The 22323-nt window shown below is 52.4% G+C and carries 17 protein-coding genes and 1 pseudogene; 11 read left to right on the top strand and 7 right to left on the bottom strand.

Annotated elements, in window-relative coordinates; translation table 11 throughout:
- The first annotated feature begins 606 nt into the window (after nt 1-606).
- The 6 genes from QW71_RS29750 (at nt 607) to QW71_RS29725 (ending at nt 8619) form a co-directional block, all read left to right on the top strand.
- Entirely contained in the window at nt 607-2403 is a 1797-nt protein-coding gene (locus QW71_RS29750; protein WP_039307997.1) for a sensor histidine kinase, read from the top strand.
- The gene (locus QW71_RS29745) at nt 2396-3664 is read left to right on the top strand and encodes a response regulator (protein ID WP_039307994.1); all 1269 of its coding nucleotides are present in this window, start codon (nt 2396-2398) and stop codon (nt 3662-3664) included. Before QW71_RS29750 ends, QW71_RS29745 begins: the two co-directional genes overlap by 8 nt.
- A gap of 96 nt (nt 3665-3760) precedes the next feature.
- Nucleotides 3761-4708: a carbohydrate ABC transporter permease gene (locus tag QW71_RS29740; RefSeq protein WP_039307991.1), complete on the top strand. Its 948-nt coding sequence runs from the start codon at nt 3761-3763 to the stop codon at nt 4706-4708.
- The gene (locus QW71_RS29735) at nt 4701-5540 is read left to right on the top strand and encodes a carbohydrate ABC transporter permease (protein WP_039307988.1); all 840 of its coding nucleotides are present in this window, start codon (nt 4701-4703) and stop codon (nt 5538-5540) included. The genes QW71_RS29740 and QW71_RS29735 overlap by 8 nt, the downstream gene beginning before the upstream one ends.
- A 97-nt stretch (nt 5541-5637) precedes the next feature.
- Nucleotides 5638-6993, top strand: a complete 1356-nt coding sequence (locus tag QW71_RS29730) for a sugar ABC transporter substrate-binding protein (RefSeq protein ID WP_052770436.1) — start codon at nt 5638-5640, stop codon at nt 6991-6993.
- Nucleotides 6994-7035: 42 nt separating this feature from the next.
- On the top strand, nt 7036-8619 hold the full coding sequence (locus tag QW71_RS29725) for a glycoside hydrolase 43 family protein (protein WP_039307985.1): 1584 nt from the start codon (nt 7036-7038) through the stop codon (nt 8617-8619).
- Here QW71_RS29725 and QW71_RS29720 read toward each other — a convergent pair.
- Nucleotides 8616-9644: an alpha/beta fold hydrolase gene (locus tag QW71_RS29720; RefSeq protein WP_200905989.1), complete on the bottom strand. Its 1029-nt coding sequence runs from the start codon at nt 9642-9644 to the stop codon at nt 8616-8618. The two genes, QW71_RS29725 and QW71_RS29720, sit on opposite strands and share 4 nt — an antisense overlap.
- Nucleotides 9645-9871: 227 nt before the next feature.
- Between QW71_RS29720 and QW71_RS40175 the strand changes: the two genes are divergently transcribed.
- The 3 genes from QW71_RS40175 to QW71_RS29710 all read left to right on the top strand — a co-directional run bounded on the left by QW71_RS40175 (nt 9872) and on the right by QW71_RS29710 (nt 12559).
- Nucleotides 9872-10018, top strand: a complete 147-nt coding sequence (locus tag QW71_RS40175) for a lmo0937 family membrane protein (RefSeq protein ID WP_144026097.1) — start codon at nt 9872-9874, stop codon at nt 10016-10018.
- Nucleotides 10019-10228: 210 nt separating this feature from the next.
- Nucleotides 10229-10792, top strand: a complete 564-nt coding sequence (locus QW71_RS29715) for a 5'-nucleotidase (RefSeq protein ID WP_039307983.1) — start codon at nt 10229-10231, stop codon at nt 10790-10792.
- A 177-nt stretch (nt 10793-10969) separates the two neighbouring features.
- A complete protein-coding gene (locus QW71_RS29710) occupies nt 10970-12559 on the top strand; it encodes a sensor domain-containing diguanylate cyclase (RefSeq protein WP_047014053.1) in 1590 nt (529 codons plus the stop codon).
- A 91-nt stretch (nt 12560-12650) separates the two neighbouring features.
- On the opposite strand, the gene QW71_RS29705 is transcribed toward QW71_RS29710, so the two are convergent.
- The 4 genes from QW71_RS29705 to QW71_RS29690 all read right to left on the bottom strand — a co-directional run bounded on the left by QW71_RS29705 (nt 12651) and on the right by QW71_RS29690 (nt 17688).
- Nucleotides 12651-14417 (bottom strand): ABC transporter ATP-binding protein, encoded by a 1767-nt coding sequence (locus tag QW71_RS29705; protein WP_200905988.1) that lies wholly within the window; start codon nt 14415-14417, stop codon nt 12651-12653.
- Entirely contained in the window at nt 14417-16174 is a 1758-nt protein-coding gene (locus QW71_RS29700; protein WP_039307980.1) for an ABC transporter ATP-binding protein, read from the bottom strand. The genes QW71_RS29705 and QW71_RS29700 overlap by 1 nt, the downstream gene beginning before the upstream one ends.
- A 224-nt stretch (nt 16175-16398) precedes the next feature.
- Nucleotides 16399-16920, bottom strand: coding sequence for a hypothetical protein (locus tag QW71_RS29695; protein WP_052770433.1), 522 nt, complete (start codon nt 16918-16920; stop codon nt 16399-16401).
- A gap of 210 nt (nt 16921-17130) precedes the next feature.
- On the bottom strand, nt 17131-17688 hold the full coding sequence (locus QW71_RS29690) for an SMI1/KNR4 family protein (RefSeq protein WP_039307977.1): 558 nt from the start codon (nt 17686-17688) through the stop codon (nt 17131-17133).
- Nucleotides 17689-17939: 251 nt separating this feature from the next.
- Here QW71_RS29690 and QW71_RS37425 point away from each other — a divergent pair.
- Nucleotides 17940-18952 (top strand): annotated as a pseudogene (locus QW71_RS37425) (suppressor of fused domain protein).
- Nucleotides 18953-19027: 75 nt separating this feature from the next.
- Here the strand turns inward: QW71_RS37425 and QW71_RS29680 are convergent.
- Together QW71_RS29680 and QW71_RS29675 are read right to left on the bottom strand one after the other, a co-directional pair.
- Nucleotides 19028-20098: a cell wall metabolism sensor histidine kinase WalK gene (locus QW71_RS29680; protein WP_200905987.1), complete on the bottom strand. Its 1071-nt coding sequence runs from the start codon at nt 20096-20098 to the stop codon at nt 19028-19030.
- On the bottom strand, nt 20095-20766 hold the full coding sequence (locus QW71_RS29675) for a response regulator transcription factor (RefSeq protein WP_039307974.1): 672 nt from the start codon (nt 20764-20766) through the stop codon (nt 20095-20097). Before QW71_RS29675 ends, QW71_RS29680 begins: the two co-directional genes overlap by 4 nt.
- A 177-nt stretch (nt 20767-20943) precedes the next feature.
- Here QW71_RS29675 and QW71_RS29670 point away from each other — a divergent pair, with 177 nt between their 5' ends.
- The gene (locus tag QW71_RS29670; RefSeq protein ID WP_039307970.1) at nt 20944-22050 is read left to right on the top strand and encodes an AI-2E family transporter; all 1107 of its coding nucleotides are present in this window, start codon (nt 20944-20946) and stop codon (nt 22048-22050) included.
- Nucleotides 22051-22323 lie beyond the last annotated feature (273 nt).

Here is a 22323-nt window from a genome sequence, read left to right as displayed (position 1 = left end):
TTAAGCGGGAAATCTCTTAGTTCAACGTCTACTTTCTTGACAGAAGTCCAATAAGGTCGCTACTGTCCGTTAGCATGCTCAATGTGTCCTTTTCGGGCAAATAAAGGCCCTGATGTCCGTAAGAAACAACAGAACGAAATGAGCCTGAGCCTGTCGCTAGTGAAATCGTGAGTTATTACTCCGCATGCAGGGCCTTAGTCGTCTGCGGATAAAGTGATATACTCGAACGCTGTCCTGCCAAGCTGGATGCAGCACAGCAGCACGTGGACGGATACCAAATCATCACGCAAATCTACCAGTTGTTGAACTTAGGAATACAGTGCAAGAGTAGTGAATTAAAACGGATTTCAAGCGGAGAGGGGTGAACTCTGGACTGGCCATTGCCTTTGCCCTCTAGCGATTCTTAAGTACATTACAAGCCCGTGAAAGCTTCACTTCAAACTTCCGTATAAGCTGGTGCCTCCCTCTTGCACCTTGTAATCAGGTGATAAGTTATGTTTCCAATTGCCCGGTTCTGTGCTAGACTCAGTCTTTATTAAAGCCCTTACATCTGCGTCAGCAGGCAAAACATCCGCTGTGCTGCGAGACAGGGGAGAGGAAGAGGCCATGAAACGTTATTTTCTCGATAAGCCCATACAGACCAAATTGCTGATTACCTTCCTGCCGGTCATGATTCTATCCGTTATTGCAACAGGCTCGTTCTCCTACTGGTCCGCCAGTGATCAGCTCCGCAAGAACTCGCTGTATTCGCTGGCCGATACAACCTATCAGACCGCCTTGTTTCTGGATGATAAATTTCTGACGATCTTCGAACAGCTGGTTAATCTGGAGGATACCACCTCGCTGCGCAATCTGTTGTCCGTGAACGATCAGGGTGACACTCCCCAGAAATTCAACGACATTATCGAACTGCATAATCGTCTTGAAAGCGTATACCACTCCTATAATGCCATGGTCGATTCCATCTATGTTGCCTTCAACAACGGCCGGTCTTTCAACCTCCAGCAGGAATACGTGCCCCGGAGCGTCTCGATCGATCTTCCGGCGTGGCAGGAACGGTACAACCATTCAGATAAAGGCTACTACTGGCTGAACAGCCACAAAGATGCCATCTTCGATACGGTGGAGGACAGGCGGGTGCTCAGCAGCTTCAAAATGATCGGCACGCCGACTTCCTCCTCCAGCGGAATTGTGCTGATCAATTTGCGTGAAAGCTACTTCCTGGAAATTATGCAGAATGTACAGATCAGCCCGAACGGCGCGCTGGCACTGATCAGCCCGGACGGGGAGCTGTTCTCCAAATCCCTGAAGGCGGATTATGAGGTGAAGCCGGGTACTATTGCTGAATTGCGGCAGCTGGCAGGCGGGAACGGCAGCCTTGCCGTGGACAGTACAGCAGGCCAGAAGCTGGATATTGCCTATCAGACACTGCCGCTGAACGGCTGGGTGCTGGCTGCCATTGTGCCGGAGAAGGATATCCTCGCAGGCGCGTCGCGGATTCAGTGGATCGTTCTGGCGGTCACGCTGGTTATCCTCGTGCTGGCCCTGGCAGCCGCGACGCTGGCAGCGCGCAATCTGAGCAATCCGATCCGGTACCTGTCCAAACAGGTGAAGCGGTTCGAGCGCGGAGATTTCAGTGTCAGCTTCCAGATTGACCAGCGCAATGAAATCGGCGTTCTGGCCACCGGACTGACCCGGCTCTCCGATTCGGTGGAGCAGCTGCTGAATGAGGTGCGCGAGGAGCAGGAGCAGAAGCGTAAGGCTGAAATGCGGGCGCTGCAGGCGCAGATTCAGCCGCATTTCCTGTACAATACGCTCGGTTCAATCAAGCATCTGATTGATCTGGAGGAGCGGGAGCGGGCCTCTGTGATGGTGGGAGCGCTGACCCGGTATTTCCGCATCGGCATCAGCAAAGGCGCCGAGCTGATTACTGTCGCGGAAGAGATTGAGCATGTGCGCAGCTACCTGCTGATTCTGAACATCCGGTATAACCAGGATTTCGATTATACCATCCAAGTGGATGAAGAGCTGCTGCCGCTGCGTATCCCGAAGCTGACGCTGCAGCCTATCGTGGAGAATGCCGTCTATCACGGCATCAAGAACAAGCGCGGCAAAGGAATGGTGACGATAACGGGTTATGCAGATGAAGCTGCCGCAGTGCTGGAGATTTATGATAACGGACAAGGCATTAGCCCTGATCGGCTTGCGCAGCTGCGCAGTTCACTGCAGGCGGACAGCACAGGCGACAATGCGCTGAGCTTCGGACTGTGGAACGCCCACCGCCGGCTGGTGCTGCAATACGGGCCGGTCTATGGCCTTGTCCTTGACAGCGAAGAGATGAAGTTTACCCGGGTCACGGTACAGCTCCCCCGGGTGCAGAAGAAAGGAGATTCCCATGATTAAACTGCTTATTGTGGATGATGATATGTGGATCCGGGAAGGCCTGCGGCGCAATATCCGCTGGGAGCAGGCCGGCATTGAGGTAGCCGGCACAGCCGCTGACGGGGAAGAAGCCCTGAAGCGGATGGGGGAGCTGCGGCCGGATCTGGTGCTGACCGATATCCAGATGCCTTTTCTGGACGGACTGCAGCTGGCTGAACGTATTAACGTGGACTATCCGGGAACCAAGGTTGTCTTCCTGACCGGTTACGATGACTTCTCGTATGCCAAGCAGGCGCTGCGGCTGCAGGCGGCAGATTACATTCTGAAATATGAGGATAATGAAGTGATTCTAAATGCGGTTGCTTCTGCCGCCAGCACGCTGCTGGCCGAGAAGAGAGGGGCCGAGACAGCCCGGAAGAGCCAGGCACTGATTCAGAACAAGTTCTTCGCAGAGCTGTTCGAGGGCTGCGCCAACCCGGAGTGGGCGCGGAAGGAACTGGACAATCTCGGCATAGCTGCGCCGGAGGCCTGCTTCCGGGTAGCCGTGATTCAGCCGGAGGACAACCGCCGCTTCGCCCGCTCCGGAGAAGGGGATAATGCGGAGCTGCTGCTCTTCTCGATCCACAATATCTGCTCGGAGCTTGTGTCTGAGCCATTTCCTTACCGGTATTCGGCAGTCTATAACAACCGGGTCAACCTGCTCTTTAACCTGCCTGCTCCGGCAGACCGTGAAGGCACTGCAGAACACCTGACTGAACATCTGGAGGAGATCCGCCGGACACTGGAGAACTGTCTGAAGCTTCAGGTCAGCATTGGTCTGGGCAGCTGCCGGGAAGGGATTGAGCGCATCGCAATTTCCTACAGCGAGGCTCTGAACGCTGCACAGCTGAAGCCGATTATCGGCGGGGCCGGTGTATTCGTCAGCGGTGAGATCCGCCATTCGCAGAATTCGCATCATACGCTGCTGAAGGAGATGGAGCAGTATATGCGGCTGCATTTTCATGAGGAGGAGCTGAACCTGACCGCCATCGCGGGCCATGTGCATATTTCATCCGCGTATGCCAGCACGCTCTTCAAGAAATACAAAGGCATGAACTTAAGTGAGTATCTCATTCAGCTGCGCATAGACAAGGCAGCGGAGCTTCTGTCTACCACGGATGCGAAATCCTACGAGGTGTCGGAGCAGGTGGGCTACCGCAACCCCCAATACTTCAGCGTGCTGTTCAAGAAGCATTACGGCAAATCGCCCTCCGAGTACCGCAGGGAACAGCAGCATTCATAGAGCAAACAAAGGAGTGAAAGAAAACAAACAATCTTCGAAAGATAGTGTATTCAGCATGTTCACGCGCTGGTTTAAGATAAGCGTGGAGGTGCTGTTATGGAATTATCCCAATCAACCGGCGGCAAGACAATATCCGTCAAATCTAAATCTTCCCGCAAAAAAATGGGCGACCGCTGGTTCCCTTACCTGCTGATCGCACCGACAGTCCTGCTGATCGCGGGACTTCTCGTCTTCCCGATCTTCAGGGTGTTCGATCTCAGTGTGCAGAGCTATGATTTCACCCGGCTGCAGAAAGCGGGTTACATCGGACTCGAGAACTTCAAGAATATATTCACGCAGGATGATATGTTCTACTCTTCACTGTGGATCACGGTGAAATGGGTGCTGATAGAAGTAGTGCTGCAGCTTGTCTTCGGTCTGGTTGTCGCGCTGCTGCTGAACCAGGCGTTCAAGCTTCGCGGTCTGGTCCGTTCCCTGGTGCTTGTTCCCTGGGCGGTGTCCGGGGTACTGACCACCATGCTGTGGTCGCTGATGTTCAACCAGCACATAGGGATCATTAACGATATCCTGATGAAGGTAGGGCTGATCTCTGAGCCGGTCGCCTGGCTGGCCAATATTCATACCGTCTTTGGTTCTGTGATTGTCGCCGAGCTGTGGCGCGGCATTCCGTTCTTCGCCATCACGCTGCTGGCGGCGCTGCAGACCATTCCGCACGAGGTCTATGAATCCTGTGAGGTGGATGGTGCGGGGAGCGTGAAGAAGCTCTTTTTCATCACACTGCCTTTCCTGAAGGAAAGTATTGTGTTCGCAACGCTGCTGCGTGCCATCTGGGAGTTCAACTCCATTGATATGATCTTTACGATGACGAACGGCGGACCGATGGATATGACCACCACGCTGCCGATTTATATGATGAAGACTTCCATCCTAGAAGGAAACTACGGTCATGGTTCCGCCATCGGTGTGGTCACCTTCGCGTTCCTGATGATCTTCGTTGTCCTGTATCTTAGACTGAACCGGTCAGGAGGGATGCAGGATGAATAGCAAATGGCACCGCAAGCTTGGTTCAAAGCTGCTGTTCTACATACCTCTGGCCCTGACACTGGTGTTCGTGCTGGTTCCGTTCCTGTGGGCCATCTCCACCTCGCTGAAGCGGGAGGGGGATGTACTTAGCGGCACGGTCCGGTACATTCCGAGCCCGGCGACTTTCGAGAACTTCGTACATGTGTGGAATGACAACAATTTCTCGCAATATTTCATGAATAGTGTGTTCGTGTCGGTGCTGTCCGTAGTGGCGATTACGGTGCTGTCTGTGCTTAACGGTTACGCCATGAGCCGCTTCAAGTTCAAGGGCAAAGGAGCCTTCATGCTGGTTCTGCTGGCGACCCAGATGATGCCGGTCATTCTGTTCGTCATTCCGCTCTTCCTGATCTTCAAGAATTTCGGGATGATCAACACGCCGTACGCGCTCATCTTGTTCTACATCGTGCTTCAGGTTCCGTTCAATACGATTCTGATGCGCGGCTTCATCTCCTCGACACCGAAGGAAATTGATGAGGCGGCAATGGTGGACGGAGCCGGACGTTTCCGGATTATCTTCGCCATTATTATGCCGATCGTGCTTCCGGGAATAGTAGCAACAAGCGCGTTCGCCTTCATCGGGGTATGGAATGAGTTCCTGGTTGCCTTCTCGTTCATTACGACGCCGGACCGCTTCACCATCCCTATCGGCCTCAAATTCATGGTTGGCGAATTCAGCGTCCAGTACGCGTCGCTGGCGGCCGGCAGTATTATCGGGCTGATTCCGCCCGTGCTGCTCTTCATGTTCATTCAGCGTTATCTGGTCGAAGGACTGGGCGGCGCAGTCAAAGGCTAGTGTCCGGTATCGATTGGACGGACACGGCCAGGGCAGAACACGCCGCATTCCGTCCTTTGAGATATATACAAGAAATTCAATTAGGGAGGATCACAGAATGATGGGGAAACACAAAGCGAAACGCACGGCGCTAGTATCGGCAGCATTGCTGCTGCTGCTGCTGGCCGGCTGCGGCGGAAATAACGGCGGGAATACCGGGGGGAACAGCGCGTCAGCGGCGGATAACGGGGCAGGTAAAGCAGCGAGCGGAGAGAAAGCCAAAATCAGCTTCTGGGCGGCAGCCGTCACCACAGAACGCAATGCCTTCTTCGAAGAGATCGTGAAGCAGTTCGAGCAGGAGAATCCGGATATCGACGTGGATTATCTGGGCGTACCGGGAGACCTCGCGGCTTATGAGCAAAAGGTTAACGTGGCCATCTCTGCCGATCAGGCGCCGGATGTGATGAATGACTTCAAATCCGATCTGCTGGCCCGGGGGGTGCTGGAGCCGCTGGATACGTATTATGACCAGTGGGCGGACAAGGATCTGCTCAACCCTGAACTGATTGCAAGTAACCGTAAGCTGGATACGGCAGAAGGTAAATTGTATGCGCTGCCATACAGCTCGCAGACCTGGAATCTGTGGGTTCGTCCGGACTGGTTCAAGGAAGCCGGACTGACATTGCCCGATACCTGGGACCAATTCTTCGATGCTGCCGCCAAGCTGACGGATAAATCGAAAGACCGTTACGGGCTCAGTATCCGCGGCGGCGCAGGCAGTGCCAATACGCTCGAAATGCTGATGTATGCTTACTCCGGCATTACCGATTATTTCACGGCGGACGGCAAAGCAACAATTAATGACCCGCTTAATGTTGAATTTGTAGAGAAATATCTGGGCTCTTACAATGTCTATACACCAGAGGATGACCTCAATAAAGGCTGGAGTGAACTGGCTGCAACCTTCCAGTCGGGCAAAGCCGGAATCGTTGTGCATAACTTAGGCTCGGCCAGCTCCCATGAGAAAGCCTTCGGCGGTGACTATACGAAGTTCGAAGCTGTACCTTTTCCGAAGAGCGTGAAGGGCTACCGCGAGCACCCCGGTCTGATGCCGCTGGGGCTGACGATGAGCAAATCGGCGAAGAACAAGGATGCGGTCTGGAAATTCATGACCTTCTACCTGTCGCATGATATTAACAGCAAATACGGCAAGCTCTATGGCGAAATTCCTGCCAATACAGAAGCTGCCGGCGATGAATGGGTGCAGAGCGTGCCTTACATGAAATCAGCCTCCGATCTGCTGAACAGCCAGGAGACGAAGTTCTCTGATGTACCGTATTACTTGGCGGGATATTCCAATGTGCAGAAATCGGTGGAACCGCTGATTCAGAAGGTAATGGCCAAGCAGCTGACCGCGCAGGAAATGCTGGATCAATGGGCATCGCTGCTGGAACAGGAAAAGGCGGCACAATAAACTGCCCGGGCGGTAGGCGTCCGGCGCTGAAGGAGTTATTCAATGGAGACAATCAATGCGCCCTGGGTATCCGACCTTGGCAACGGCCGGTACCGCAATCCGGTGCTGTATGCAGATTATTCCGACCCGGATGTGATCCGGGCCGGGGATGATTATTATATGACAGCGTCGAGCTTCAACCACATGCCGGGACTGCCGATTCTGCATTCCCGTGACCTGGTGAACTGGACGATTGTCAATCACGCGCTGGACAGGCTGGATCTGCCGGGATATGACCAGGTTCAGCACGGTAAAGGCGTATGGGCACCCAGCCTGCGCCATCATGACGGGAAGTTCTGGATCTTCTTCGGTACGCCGGATGAAGGAATCTTCATGACGCAGGCCGAGGACCCGCTCGGGAAGTGGACTGTACCCCATCTGGTCAAAGCAGCCAAAGGCTGGATTGACCCTTGCCCCTTCTGGGACGAGGACGGACAGGCTTATCTGGTCCATGCCTTCGCGAAGAGCCGCAGCGGCATCAAGCATATTCTGCATGTGTGCGGGATGAGCCCGGACGGCAGGGAGCTGCTGGATGAAGGCCGGCTGATTATTGACGGAACGATCGGTCATCCGACACTGGAAGGTCCCAAAATGTACAAGAGGGATGGATGGTATTACATTCTTGCCCCAGCGGGAGGAGTGTCCACAGGCTGGCAGGCTGCTTTCCGGTCCAGGTCGATCTATGGCCCTTATGAGGATCAGATTGTGCTGGAACAAGGGGATACCCTGGTGAATGGTCCTCATCAGGGCGGCTGGGTAGAGACGCCGGAAGGAGAAAGCTGGTTCCTGCATTTCCAGGACAAGGGGGCTTACGGGCGGATTGTCCATCTGCAGCCTGTAGAATGGATTGACGGCTGGCCGGTAATGGGGCAGCTGTCTGCGGGAAGTTTGACCGGAGAGCCGGTATCCGAATGGTGCAAGCCGGAGTCTTCCCGCACCGGGACAGCGCTGCCGGCGGCTCCCCGGACCTCCGATGATTTCGCGGACGGGCGTCCGGGGCTGCAGTGGCAGTGGCAGGCCAATCCGCAGGACGGCTGGCTTGCCTCCGGCCACCCGGGTCCGGGGCTCCGGCTCCGCTGCGCGCCGCTGGAGACGCAGCGGTTATACGATGCGCCGCAGCTCCTGATGCAGAAGTTCGCTGCGCCTGCATTCACGGCGCAGGTACAGATCAAACCGCATTTCGGAGCATTGTCTGAACGCGCAGGCCTGGTAGTGCTGGGGCATAAAGCGGTACATGTAAGCCTGTTCTCCGGTGAAGACGGCAGCTTATGTTTAGGCCGGTTCGAGAGCCTGCCGGCAAGCCCGGAGGAAGAAGCGGAGCAGGAGTGTGCGTTTACGGATGGTTTTGTGAAGCTGGACTCGGACGCTGTATACCTTCAGCTTACGGTCTCGGAAGAAGCAGAATGCCGCCTGGCATACAGTCTTGACGGAGAAGCTTACACGGAGATGGGATCTCCTTTCCGGTTGAAGGAAGGCGAAGGAGCCTGGGTAGGTGCCAAGTTCGGCCTGTTCGCGCTAGCTTGCGGTCCGGTTAACGCAGCGGCGGAGAACGGCTACGCTGAGTTCGGGCGGTTCGAGGTGCGTTAAGACTTTTCTTCAAGTACACTCAGAATTGCCCTGACGACCAGCTCCGGCTGATCGTGAATCACCATATGTCCGCTCTTCTCGGCGACAATAAGCTCACTGTTGGAAGAAAGGTTCAGCATGTTGCGCTGTCCTGCCTGCCAGATGGCTTCCAGCCGTCGGCCCGATTCTTCGGACATCCCAAAAGCAGCGTAATCCTGCGGCAATCCCCGGGCGATGATCTTCACCGGAAGTGAGCCTAAGGTTTGTCCGCGGATAGCATCCTCGGTAGAGCTTGCCAGCGCTGCTTCCTGCTCCTTGGCGGCAAAATAGCTTGGCGTGGAGATGACGTTAATGAATTGCCCGCGGTCTTGTTTCGCAACCAGACCCTCCAGAAGCTGATTCTGGAACAATCGAAGCGCACCCGAGCGCTTGAGCAAGGTAAGCATGGAAGCACTCGGGTTGCCGGCATAATTCTCGGCCTCCAGAATCGGCTTCGTCTCCCGGTCGTCATTCTCGGGTCTGGCATCAATAAGCACCAGCCCGGTTACTTCCTCCGGGTAGGTCTGAGTGAAGAGGCGGGCATACATGCCGCCGAGGGAGTGTCCGACCAGCAGGTAAGGGCCGGGGATGCCTGCATTCTGAAGTGCGCTATGTAGTTCACGCACAATATTGGCGCCTGAGCGTTCCGTATCAGCCTGCTCACTCCAGGCATATCCCGCCCGGTCGTAACTGACAACGGTAGCTGTTTCGGCTAACTGTTCAGGAATATTTCTCCACGACAGGCTGGTTTCCCCGCTTCCGGCTTCCAGAATAATAGTGGGAGCTCCGGCTCCTTGTCGCAGGAGATGCAGGCTGTACCCTCCGGCATCCGCCAGTTTACCCGGTGCAGGATAATCTTTTTTGGCGGATGCGGAGGCAATGGCTTCATACAGGAACCCCAACCCTGTAATAAGAACAGCTGCGGATATAAGAATTAGCAATAGCTTCATCAGCTTGCTCCGCAGTTTGCGGGAAGCGGAATTCTTAATAATGGCAGAATTTATCATGGCGTTTGGTTAATCTCCTTTTTTAATACAATTGTATTATTTAAAACAGTATAACAGCATGCCTGCTATTCAAGCAAGCTACGGGGTCATGGGAATTGCACCAGCCGGAACGGCATCTGCCAGTTGGGCACAGGATCACGGCCTCCGGTCTGCTGCACAGCCGTTTGAACCTCCTTCCAGTAGGGTAAAAAGAGAGAAACACCCTCGAGGAGAAAGGCGGTAAGCTTATGCTGTGGGGATTAATCGGACTCGTTGTCGTAGTATGGCTGTTCGGCTTTATCTTTGATGTTATGGGCAATCTGATTCACCTTCTGCTATTTGTCGCTGCGGTACTGTTTGTGATTAACCTGTTCCGGGGACGATCCCGGAGTTAACAGGACATAAACAAGAGCTGGTTCAAATACTTAATTAAACAGTTAACACACAAGCACGCGGTACCCTCATAGGGACGCGTGCTTTCGTGCGTAATCCTTGAATTCTCCCGCAGAGGAGACCTTAAGGAATAGTCCTGCTTCCGGCAAGTCTGGACACGTTCCCTCCGGATGCCTATAATGTAATCACTATGCAACCCTGGAGGAGAATCAATGAATAAACCGATCATCGCCGTCGATATGGATGATACCATCTGCCATCTCGTCAAACGTGCGATATACCACAACAACATTGAGTTTCCTACGCATCCGCTCCGCTACGAAGATATGATGGACTGGAACACAGACCACCTTCGCCATCCGGACAGCACGATGGACCTTTTCTTCGGCAGATCCGGCCTGTACGAGGAGCTGGAGCTGTTCGATGAATATGTGACCGAAGAGATGGAGAAGCTTCACAACGCTTATGATGTCATTATTGTTACAGCCGCTGTTCCCAAAACGGTGCTTGAGAAATGGAACTGGCTGCAAAAGCACATGCCGTATATCCCGGCTGAGAACTTCTTCACCTGCAAGCGCAAGCATCTGATCGGCTTCGATCTGCTGATTGATGACGGTCCGCATAATTTGCTGCCCGCTGTACAGGCAGGGAAGAAGGTGCTCTGTATCCCGCATCCATGGAACCTGCGGGCCCGGGAGGAATATGCCTTTCCGCTGATGACCTCCTGGCAGGGGGCGAAGGAGCGGGTGGATGAAATTTTGCAGGCACGGCAGTAATAGACAGCAGCTTCAACCAAACGGCTCGTTCACATTTGTGAACGGAGCCGTTTTTGTGTCTTATGTCTCCACCGGATATTCATGAACCTCTACTGCGATTAATCCAGTGTCGAACAATATGATAATTTGCTGTATTATTAATTAATTATGTTTTCAGACACCAAGGAGGATTGCAGTTTGCTTAATAGGTTAAAAAGCGCGCTTCGCATAAGTAATAAGCTAAGTCTCACAACGCTGTTAACGGGGCTTGTGACGCTGGTAATTCTGCTAACTTCAGGTATTCTTCTGGTGGGTTCGTATGAGTCCAAGAAACGATCATTGACGGAGACGACGCTCCATCTGAATTATATTAATGCTGACCGTATGTCGAGGACGATGGATTCTTTATTTCTATCCATGCAGGGCAGCTTGAAATACAATGCCGGTATATTGTCCGGTATCGAGACCATGGCACCGGAGAAAGTGAATGAATATTTAGATCTGATGCGCAGCAGCAGCAATTTCTTCAATTCTATGACAGTGATCGAAGCAAGCGGATTAATTCGCAATGTATCACCTGTCAGCTTGGGAACAGCAGGTAAGCACATCACCTCCAGCAATAGTCTGGAAGCTTTAGCGGTCCAAAAACCGTATATATCCTCCCCATATCTGACAGCAAACACTAAGCGGCTGATCGTGTTTTTGAGCCAACCAATCTTTGGTAACACCGGTACATATCTCGGAATGTTAAGCGGCACGATCTATCTGCAGGAAAATAATGTCCTGTCTGAAATTTTTGACACCAGCAAAGAGGAGGATTCCGGCGCTTATTATTATATTGTGGATTCGGACGGGCATCTGGTGTATCACCCGGACAAGCAGCTTATCGGAGAGAGTGTCAGCAGCAATGGGGTTGTCCAAAGATTGATGAACAAGGAGAGCGGGGAACAACAGGTGCGGAACACCCGGGGCACCGAGCTGCTTGCCGGCTACTCGAGTGTTCCAGCCAATGGATGGGGGATTGTGGTTGTCTCACCGATTGGTCAGATCCACAAGGAACTGATCGGCCACATTCGTATCCTGATCTGGTATTCCTTATTCCCGTTTATCATCATGCTGCTGGGCGTTATTCTCTTGGCGCGCAAGTTTGCGAGCCCCTTTGTCTACCTGGCCGATGTGGTGAGCAAGATGGGGAAGGAAAAGATAGAATTACGGGAAGCGAAGCAGTATTGGAGCCGGGAAGCCTATTTGCTGACTAATGGTGTATTGCTTGCCGTGGCCAATATTCAGGAGCAGACCGATCAACTGACCCAGGAAGCTGCGACGGATGTTCTGACAGGCCTAATGAACCGGAGATCCCTTGAACAAACGATAAATCAATGGATAACCGCCGATTTACCCTTTTCACTTGTCATGCTGGATGTAGATAAGTTCAAACTCGTTAACGACACTTATGGCCATAACAGTGGTGATGAAGTGTTAATACGTATTGCCAGGGTGGTGGCGGCCTCTCTCCGCCCGGACGATATCTGTTACCGCTATGGCGGTGAAGAATTCGTTATTCTCCTGGCCCGCACCACACCTGAAGAAGCCTTTAACGCAGCTGAACGAATTCGCCGGGCAGTAGAACAAAACGAGGCTCCGGTTCCTGTGCAGGTTACGGTTTCTCAGGGCGTGGCGCATTATCCATCGCATTCCCCTGAACGGGAGGGATTGCTGGAGAAGGCGGATCAGGCACTGTATCTGGCGAAGAGCGGGGGGAGGAACAGAACGGTTATTGCTGAATGAACACGAAAAAACGGTAGGCTCATTTACGAGCCTGCCGTTTTTTTGCGGTTTTTATGTGAAACGAAGCTCCACATTGAAGGGCAAGCTCTGCTTAGGAAGCCTGCTCAAACTGGCTGTTATACAGCTCGGCATAGAATCCGTTCTTCGCCAGCAATTCTGTATGGCTGCCGCTTTCCAGGATATCGCCGTCGTTCAGGACCAGAATCACATCGGCGTTCTTGATTGTGGACAGCCGGTGGGCGATGACGAAGGAGGTTCTGCCCTCCATCAGCTGATCCATCGCCTGCTGAATCAGCAGCTCAGTCCGGGTATCCACGGAGCTTGTAGCTTCGTCAAGAATGAGCATCGGCGCATCCTTCAGCATCGCGCGGGCAATGGTCAGCTGCTGCTTTTGGCCGGCGGACAGGTTGACCTTATCGTTCAGGACGGTATCATATCCGTCGCTAAGGCTCTGAATGAAGCGGTGCAGGCCAACGGCCTTGCAGGCTTCTACAAGCTTCTCATCCGTGATATTCAGCTGATTGTAGATCAGGTTCTCCCTGATTGTGCCTTCAAACAGCCAGGTATCCTGCAGCACCATGCAGAATAAATCGTGGATGTTCTCCCGGGTCAGGCTGCTGATCGGTGTGTCATCGATGTGGATTTCTCCGCCGGTCAGCTCGTTGAAGCGGATGAGCAGATTGACGAGCGTGGTTTTGCCTGCGCCGGTCGGGCCGACGATGGCCACCTTTTGCCCCGGCTTCACATCGGCCGAGAAGTTCTTGATCACCAGGTTCCCGGAATTCTCATAAGCGAATTTCACCTGGTCAAAGCTTACTTTGCCTGCCGCAGTTGCCAGTGTGTTCTCTTTGCGGCTCTCGTCTTCCATTTCTGCTTCTTCGAGGAATTCAAACACGCGTCCGCCTGCGGCCGATGCCGATTGCAGGTTCTGCGCGGCCTGGGCGATCTGGGATAACGGCTGGGTGAAGTAACGTACATACATAATGAAGGCGACGATAACCCCGAAGGAAATAGTTCCATCCAAGGCCAGTACAGCGCCAACGACACAAACGGCTACGAAACCGAGATTACCGATAAAGCCCATCAGCGGCGGCATCAGTCCGGAGAGGAATTGCGCTTTGAAGGCGCTGTTCTTCAATCCCTGATTTAATTCCTGGAAGGTGGTGCGCATCTGCGCTTCACCGTTGTAGGCTTTTACAACATTATGTCCGGTATAGACTTCCTCAACATGACCGTTGATTTTGCCCAAGAATTCCTGCTGGCTGGCAAAATACTTCTGCGATTTCTTCATAATAACCGCCATCAGGCCGAAGCCGATGATTGTTGCTACGATAGCGGTAAGGGTCATAATTACATTGGTGCGGAGCATCATGATGATCGAACCGATGAACATGGCTACGGCGGTTACGACTGTACCTATGCTCTGGTTCATCGCCTGGCCGATGGTATCCACATCATTCGTTACCCGGGAGAGAATATCCCCTGTGGCCGACTTATTATAGTAGGAGATCGGAAGCCGGTTCATCTTATGAGCCAGATCGGTTCTTAATTTCTTGGAGACCTTCTGGGTAATATTCGACATGATCAGGCCCTGCGAGAGTGACAGCACCGCACTGATGGCGTAGATCACGACGAGGGTAATGCCGATGGCAGCAATGCCGTCCATATCGATCCCGCCTGCGAGACCGGCAGTGATTTTGTCCGTAATCTCGGAGAGCATATCCGGACCGAGCAGGGTGAGCACGGTTCCGGCCGCCGCGCAGATCAGCGCAATGACGATCACCGGAACGTATTTACGGCAGTAACGGAGCAGCTTGCTCCAGGTATTCTGTCCTTTAGTTTTGGTTTTCATCTTCATTAGGCGAGCTCCTCCTTGGTCAGCTGTGAGTAAGCAATTTCCTGATAGACGCCGCAGGTTTGCATTAATTCGTCATGCGTGCCCATACCGGCAATTTGCCCGGCTTCCAGCACGATGATTTTGTCGGCGTCTTTAATCGTACCAATGCGCTGGGCGACGATCAGCATCGTGGACGCATGAGCATCCTTCTTCAGCTCGCTGCGCAGCTTGCGGTCCGTCTTATAGTCAAGCGCCGAGAACGAATCATCGAAGATCAGAATTTCCGGACGCCGGGCAATCGCTCTGGCAATCGAGAGCCGCTGCTTCTGTCCGCCGGACAGATTGGAGCCGCCTTGGGCGATGTGGGCCTCATAGTTGCCCTCCAGCTTTTCCACAAATTCAGAGGATTGGGACGTGTACACCGCATCTACAATATCGGAGCTGAGCACCTGACCGGCACCATTCTCGCCAAAAGCAATATTCGAAGCCACCGTTCCGCCGAACAGTACTGCCTTCTGGGAGACATAGCCCATTTTATTACGCAGCACCTGCTGGTCGTATTCTTTGACATTGATGCCGTTCACGAGCACTTCGCCTTCGGTAGCATCATAGAAACGGGGAATGAGGTTAACGAGCGTGCTCTTGCCGCAGCCTGTTGAGCCGATAAAAGCAACCGTCTCCCCCTGCTTCGCCGTAAAGCTGATGTTCTCCAGCACATAATCCTCTGCGTCCGGATATTTGAAGCTAACCCCTCTGAATTCAAGCTCATCCTCACGCTTCACAGGGAAATGAGTGACTGATCCGTTCTTCAGGCTAGGCACGGTTTCCAGCACTTCATTAATACGTTTGGCCGATACCTGGGCGCGGGGCAGCAGAATGAAGATCATGATCAGCATCATAAAAGCCATAACGACCTGCATCGCGTACGATGAGAAGACAATCATATCCGAGAACAAGCCCATCTTGGCGGTGCCGTCGGCCGCTTGAATAATTACAGCACCAATCCAATAGATGGAGAGGCTGAGTCCGCTCATAATCAGGGAAATACTCGGCATCAGCGTTGTCATTACATTGTTGGCAAACAAATTGGTGCTGGTTAGCTCGTTGTTGGCGTAAGCGAATTTCTCTTCCTGGTATTTCTCGGCATTGTAAGCCCGGATGACCCGGAGACCGTTCAGATTCTCTCTGGAGACACGGTTCAGATTGTCGGTTAACTGCTGCAGTTTCTTGAATTTAGGAAGAACGAGAGTGATGCAGACGGCGACAATCAGCACCAGCAGCGCAACAGAGGCGCCGGTCGCAAGCGTCCACTGCCAGCTTTTCCCCGTAATCTTGAGGATCGCCCATACGGCAAGGATGGGTGCTTTGACCAGCAGCTGCAAGCCGATGACAATCAGCATTTGCACCTGGGTGATATCATTCGTGGAGCGGGTAATCAGGCTGGCGGTGGAGAAGTTGCTGATCTCCTCCATCGAGAAGGACTGTACCTTATCAAACAAATTGGCACGTAATCTGGCTGACAGGTCGGCCGCGATTCTGGCGGCAATCCCTGCCACGACAATCGAGGTAGCCAGACTGCCGAGCGCACAGAGCAGCATCCAGGCTCCGGCGGTCAGAATCTCACTCATTTCGCTGCCCGGGGTCTGGATCAGCCGGGTAATATCACTCATGTAGTCAGGCAGCTCCAGATCCAGCCAGACCTGCGCAATAATGAACATGAGGCTGATGCCGAATAAGAACCATTCTTTGGGCTCCAGGTTCTTCAGTAATTTCAACATAAGAATGACTCCTTTGCGTGTTTGTTGCTATGATCGTACCGGAGAATGATAAACTGAAAATTAACTTTTGCTGAAACAAGCAGAAAATAATATGAAAAAGAGGCCGTCCCGGGAGCAGCCATGAGACTTGCTATGACAAAGAGGCCATCCCGCAAGCAGCCATGAGGTGGCCGTTCAGCTTGGGATAGCCTCTGTTTATTGAAGGATAATCAGTATGATATTGCTTAATTTGCGTACTTCTGTTTCCATTCTTCAAGCCATTCCGAATAACTCATGTTTGTAACCTCTTCCAGACTGTCACCATTCAGTGCATAGTATCCGCCGGTCATAACGATAAGTTTGTTTTTGCTCTTAGGTGTTGAACCGCCTCCGATAACCTTACCATCTGCAAACATGACCATTACTGAGGTGTCATAATTATTTTGCTTGTAGATAGAAGCGAATTTCTTCTCAAGAGGATGGCCGCTTACAATAAAGTCATAGGTGACGATTTCTTTCCCCAGATAGGATTCAGGCTCTGTCTGTTGAACGGCCCAAAGCTTCATATACGAAAGGTCACTAAACATTTCCCGGCTGAGAGTATACCTTGAGGTCTCCCCCTCGTTGACAGTGATCTTGTATCCCAGTGAATTCACATATTCTGCGGCAGCTCGTTCATCATCTTGAATCCTGTTTGTATCTTTTTTATTACAGGCTGTGAACAACAGCAGAATAATTCCCATCATGATGAAGACTGTTTTTTTCATATTTGGATTCTCCTGTGCTTGGGAAATCTACCGGCCGATAGTCTTCTGGTTAGATTGTATAATTCACAATTAGTTTTTTAAATGTGGGAATTAAAGGGTTTATATAGAAAAATATAGATTTTTTATTTGAGGAAATTAGTGCAGTGGCAGATGCTGAGTAAATACTAAAAAAGACGAAGCTGGTCAGCTCCGCCTAAATACCTCACTGCTTCAAGAATTATAAAGTACATCTTCCGCCGAGACGGTTCCCCGGCATAGCTCTTCGAAGCTGCCGGCAATCCATGCCGCATCCTCATAACCGAGATTACCGGAATGGGCAATGAGGATGGGATAGGCACCATCTTCCCGGGCTGTGCGCATATCCCAGATATAGTGATGGCCGCTGCCGTCCATGGCAAAGGGAACCCCGCGCGGCATGTACTCAGGGAATTCGTATGCAAGCATCATGGAGCGTAACTGGTCCGTACCGAACAGCTGAACATACCGTTCACCGTTGCCGAATTCTCCGCCGTTGGAGTAACGCAGGAAATGCAGGTAGGCCGCAGGCAACGGCATGTCCGGAAGGGTCCAGAGTGCCGGATCGAACGGCCGGTATACGGCATGAAGCGGATCGGTAACCGGAAAAGGATTCCGCTGCCGTCCGGTAATCTCCGCGATTTCCTCTTGCGTCAATGGTTTCCGCCATTCCTCTGTGAAGCGCGTCAGCTCAGGCTCCGACGCCCCCGGATACTTCTGGTAACAAATCTCAAACAACGACTCTACATTCATCTTCTGGTAGCCCCCTTAAGTCTTGTAGATTTAGTGTAACATGAACAAGAGCGGCAGGTTAATCAGGGCAATCACCTGGAGGCAGTTGAACATTGCACTGGTTATAGCTGGTTATGATAGAGAAATTCCGGGTAATGAACGGGAGATTAAGGGCTTGAATGGGCCAAAAATACATAAATTCGAATCCGGAGGGAAGCAAAGTGAGCGAGGAAGAAGTGGAGGCAACCGGCTGGGATGCCATTGAGGAACAGATGTCGGGATTGTATGGACAACAGGAGCCGAAGCATTATGCTGCCTTGTTGCCTTACATGCTGGGGGGAAAGGACCCGCTGAACGGAATCAGTGCCTATAAGGCGGAACTGCCTTATCCCCATTGGCACTTTGTAACCTTCGGATTCTCTGAGCTATATGACAAGGAATCAGAGGACCCGGAATACAGCGGCTACGGATTTGAGCTGACCTTCCGGCTGGCACGTACTGTCGGAGAAGAGGAGCCTCCGGCCTGGGCGATGAATCTGCTGCAGAACATGGCCAGATATGTGTTCAGCAGCGGCAATGTTTTTGCTTCCGGACATTATCTGGATGCCAACGGCCCCATCTGTCTGGGTGCGGATACCCGGCTGACCGCTCTGGCTTTTACCGGTGATCCGGAGCTTCCGGCTATAGATACCCCGAATGGACGGGTAGAGTTTCTGCAAATGGTGGGGATTACCGCCGATGAACTGGAAGCCATGATGTCTTGGAATACCAACGCATTCCTGCAGGCCAGCCATGAAGTACTTCCCGCTTATATCACCGATCTTGGACGGGATTCACTGCTGCGGCTTCCGGTAATAGAGGATGCAGTGCGGCAGGGGATTGAACGTGACGGGTCCCAGACAGGCATCCTGTATGTGGATCAATTGGACTTCGAGCCTGGCAGAAATCGTCTGCTCAGCAAAGCACCGGCCGTCCTGGCTATGGGGGCACAGCAGGCAGCGACGGTAGCCAGGCTGCTGCGCGGCCGTCTGCTGAAGGGCAGGAAGCTGACGCTCACCAGCTCTAAACTGCAGGTTGTGCTGGAACCGGAACTGGAGACCGCCTGCAAGGAGGACGGAGAGATCATCCCATCAGCTTAAGTGAAGCTGCTGTCCTGGAGCTGGAATCGAAGCTTAAGCCTAAGGAAAGCGAGTTCAGGCTGTCCACGGCCAAAGAACTGATGATACGGGTGAGAAAGACGTATATCAAAGACCAGGAGGGCAAGGTAGTGGATACTATCGGCTAATAGGGAGGGGCGGTCATGTGGACGCCCCTTTGTTGAGTAATCATCGAAGATAAGGCCCCACTTTGTGGGGATATTTTATTTGGTGGACGGAAGCTTCTTTGAGGCAGGGAACAACAGGGTAAAGGTGGTTCCTTGCAGCGGAACACTATCACAGGTGACGGTTCCGCCGTGCAGCTCAGTGATTTTACGGACAATGGTAAGCCCCAGCCCATTACCGGCAGTGGAGTGGGAAGTATCCTGCTGATAGAACTTGTCGAACACCCTGGGAAGTGCAGCCGCACTGATCCCGGCACCGTTATCCCGGAATGTGATTTCGATCTTGTCTTCGGCCTGCCTCATCGAAACTTCGATTTCGCCATGCTCCGGAGTGAATTTAATGGCATTGTCGAGCAGATTCAGCCAGACCTGATTCAGCATCTCTTTATTTCCCGGCACCTCATAGTCCTGCACGTTGGCTGTGATGGATATATTCTTTTTCTCCATTTTGGGATGCAGAAGTAAGACACATTGGCGGATCTGTTCGCCAACGTTGAAGGGCTCGCGGCCCGTTAATATCGTCTGGGCCTCCACTTTGGACAGGCTCAGGACGTTGGAGGCGAGGGCGGCCAGACGGGTGGATTCCTCAATGACAATATCCAGATATTCATTCCGTTCTTCCTTGCTCAGCTCATCATCCTTGAGGATTTCAGCGAACCCTTTGATCGACACAATCGGGGTACGGAACTCATGCGAGAAATTGTTGATGAAATCCGTGCGCAGAATCTCAATGCCGCCCAGCTCATCCGCCATCCGGTTGAAATTAGCGGAGAGAATCTTGAATTCGGGCGGATTATTGAGCCGCAGCCGGGTGGTGAAATCTCCTCCTGCCAGCTGGTTGGTGGCATCGATGAAGGTACGGATGGATTTCAGCATCCTCCGGCTGGCCAGACCCGAGGTGACGGTGCCGATCATGATGCAGGCAATTAAGATGATAAAAGTGAGGACTTTGAAATCCTGAATGATGCGTTCATTGAGCACACCAAAGACCGTCAACAGATAGACCAATACGCCGGTAATCAGCACGGTAATAAGGAAGATGATAAATACAGCAAGCGAGAAGTAGAGCGACAGGCCGATTTTACCCGTCAGCCTCTTGATCATGTTCATGTTCTCACCGCCTTATATCCGAGCCCGCGGACAGAGACCAGCTCGAACTCCGGATAGGCTTCAAAACGTTTGCGCAGGCGGTTGATATGCACATTCACCGTAGTATCCGTGCTTTCGCTGTCCATCCCCCAAATCTCGTCCATCAGCTGGATGCGGGTGAAGATGCGCTCCGGATAGGATAAAAGCTTATAGAGCAGATAGAATTCCTTCTGCGGAAGCGTCTGCTTGTCCTCGTCCCGGGTCACGGTTAATGAGTCATAGTCCAGATGAACCCTGCCGATCACCAGCTTACGGGCACTCGCAATCTGCGAACGGCGGAGAAGGGCCTGGATTCTCAGCAGCATTTCTTCTGTATCTACAGGTTTGGTCATATAATCATCGGTTCCGAGCCGGAAGCCTTTTTTCTTATCCTCAGGAAGCTGTTTGGCTGTGGCCATAAGGATGGGAATTCGATTGTCCGCTTCCTTGAGCTCTTCGGCAAATTCGTACCCGTCCATCTCCGGCATCATAATATCCAGAATAATCAGATCGATATGCTGGACTTCAAGAACCTCCAGAGCTTCTCTTCCATTCTCAGCCGTTACCACGTCATAACCTTCCCGTTTCAGGACAGCGTTCATCAGCTTGCGTACATGCTTATCGTCTTCTACAACAAGGATCTTTATCATGGTTTCACTCCAAAGGTTGTCGGATTTGACCGCGTTTCCCCATCATTCTAATGTAAAAAAAGGCTAAAGACAAAATCTTTAGCTTTTCTTTAGACTCGATTTAGTCTGAATTAAGAATGAAGCACTATATTATAGGGAAAAGAACCGCCGGTTCAAATATGAAAACGGGAGTCACTCATGGCCAAATTGAATTTGTTTATCCGCATTTGTATTGCAGTGCTGCTGGTGCTGGGAATTATCTATGTAAGCTCACTGGTGGACTTTATTTTCTCGCCCGTTATCTCGCTGTTCAGTGTTGTCATTGTGCCGTTAATGCTGGCCGTCTTCTTCTATTATCTGCTGCGTCCCTTGATTGATTACCTGGCCTCCCGCAGGCTGAACCGGACAGTCGCTATCTTGCTGGTCTATCTGGTTATCGCGGTGCTGCTGCTGGGATTCACGGTAGGTGTCTGGCCGTCGCTGCAGAATCAACTGGTGAATCTGGCTAATAATATGCCTGGCGTATTCAATGCCGTGGGAGAGCAGCTGACGAAGCTGGAGGACAGCGATTTGTTGTCGAAGCTGATTCCTGCGGATATGAATCCGGCCAGCCAGCTGATGGATTATTTGAATAAAGGCTTTTCGCTATTGACGGTCTATGTGTCGGGGCTATTCTCCTTTGTCTCCAATTTCGCCATTGTACTCTTTACCTTTCCGATCCTGCTGTTCTACATGCTCAAGGAAGGCGGGAAGTTCGGCGACAAGCTCGTGAGCTTCTTTCCAAAGCGGTATCATGAGGAGGGGGCGTCCGTTGTTGCTGAAATCGACGGGGTGATGAGCAGCTTCATCGTCGGGAGGGTGCTGGTCAATCTGGCGCTGGGGGTTCTGATGTATTTTGGTTTTCTGCTGATTGGGCTGCCGTATGCGCTGCTGCTGACACTAGTGGCTGTGCTGATGAACTTCATCCCGTTTATCGGGGCGATTCTGTCCACCGTGCCGATCTTCATCTTCGGTCTGATCGAGTCGCCGTCCACGGCCATCTGGTCGATCGTGGTTGTGCTGGTGGCGCAGCAAATTCAGGATAACCTGGTGGCGCCTTATATCTTCGGGAAAAGCATGGATATCCATCCGCTGACGACGATCATTCTGGTCCTGGCCGGAGGCGATTTCGGCGGAATTATCGGCATCCTGCTGATTATTCCTGTCTATATGATGCTGAAGATTATAACGGTCAAGCTCTATCAGCTGTTTGTCCAGCAGCGCTGGGAAAAGGAACCGGAAGTCCCTGCGGAAGCGGGGGATTAAATGGTATACAGGAAGGACCGGGAGGCCGTTTTTAGGCTTTCCGGTCTTTTTGGACTTGATGATGCTTAGTAACCGTGACGGGAATCTGATGGTGGGAGATAGAGGGATCCCTCTGAATCCATCGAAAGTGGCTCATAGCACCAAATTAAACGTATAAATCCCTCTGATTCCGCCCCGAAGGGAAGAAGTGGAAATGAGGGGCAAAATGCCATCTCTCCGGGTCCAAATACAAGCCAAATCTGACCCTTACGGACACCACAGCCCTTATCCACT

This window comes from Paenibacillus sp. IHB B 3415 (genome assembly GCF_000802655.2).
GTDB lineage: Bacteria > Bacillota > Bacilli > Paenibacillales > Paenibacillaceae > Paenibacillus_AQ > Paenibacillus_AQ phytohabitans.
The sequence above is the reverse complement of the archived record's forward strand: the minus strand, read 5'-3'. Positions and strand labels throughout refer to the sequence as shown.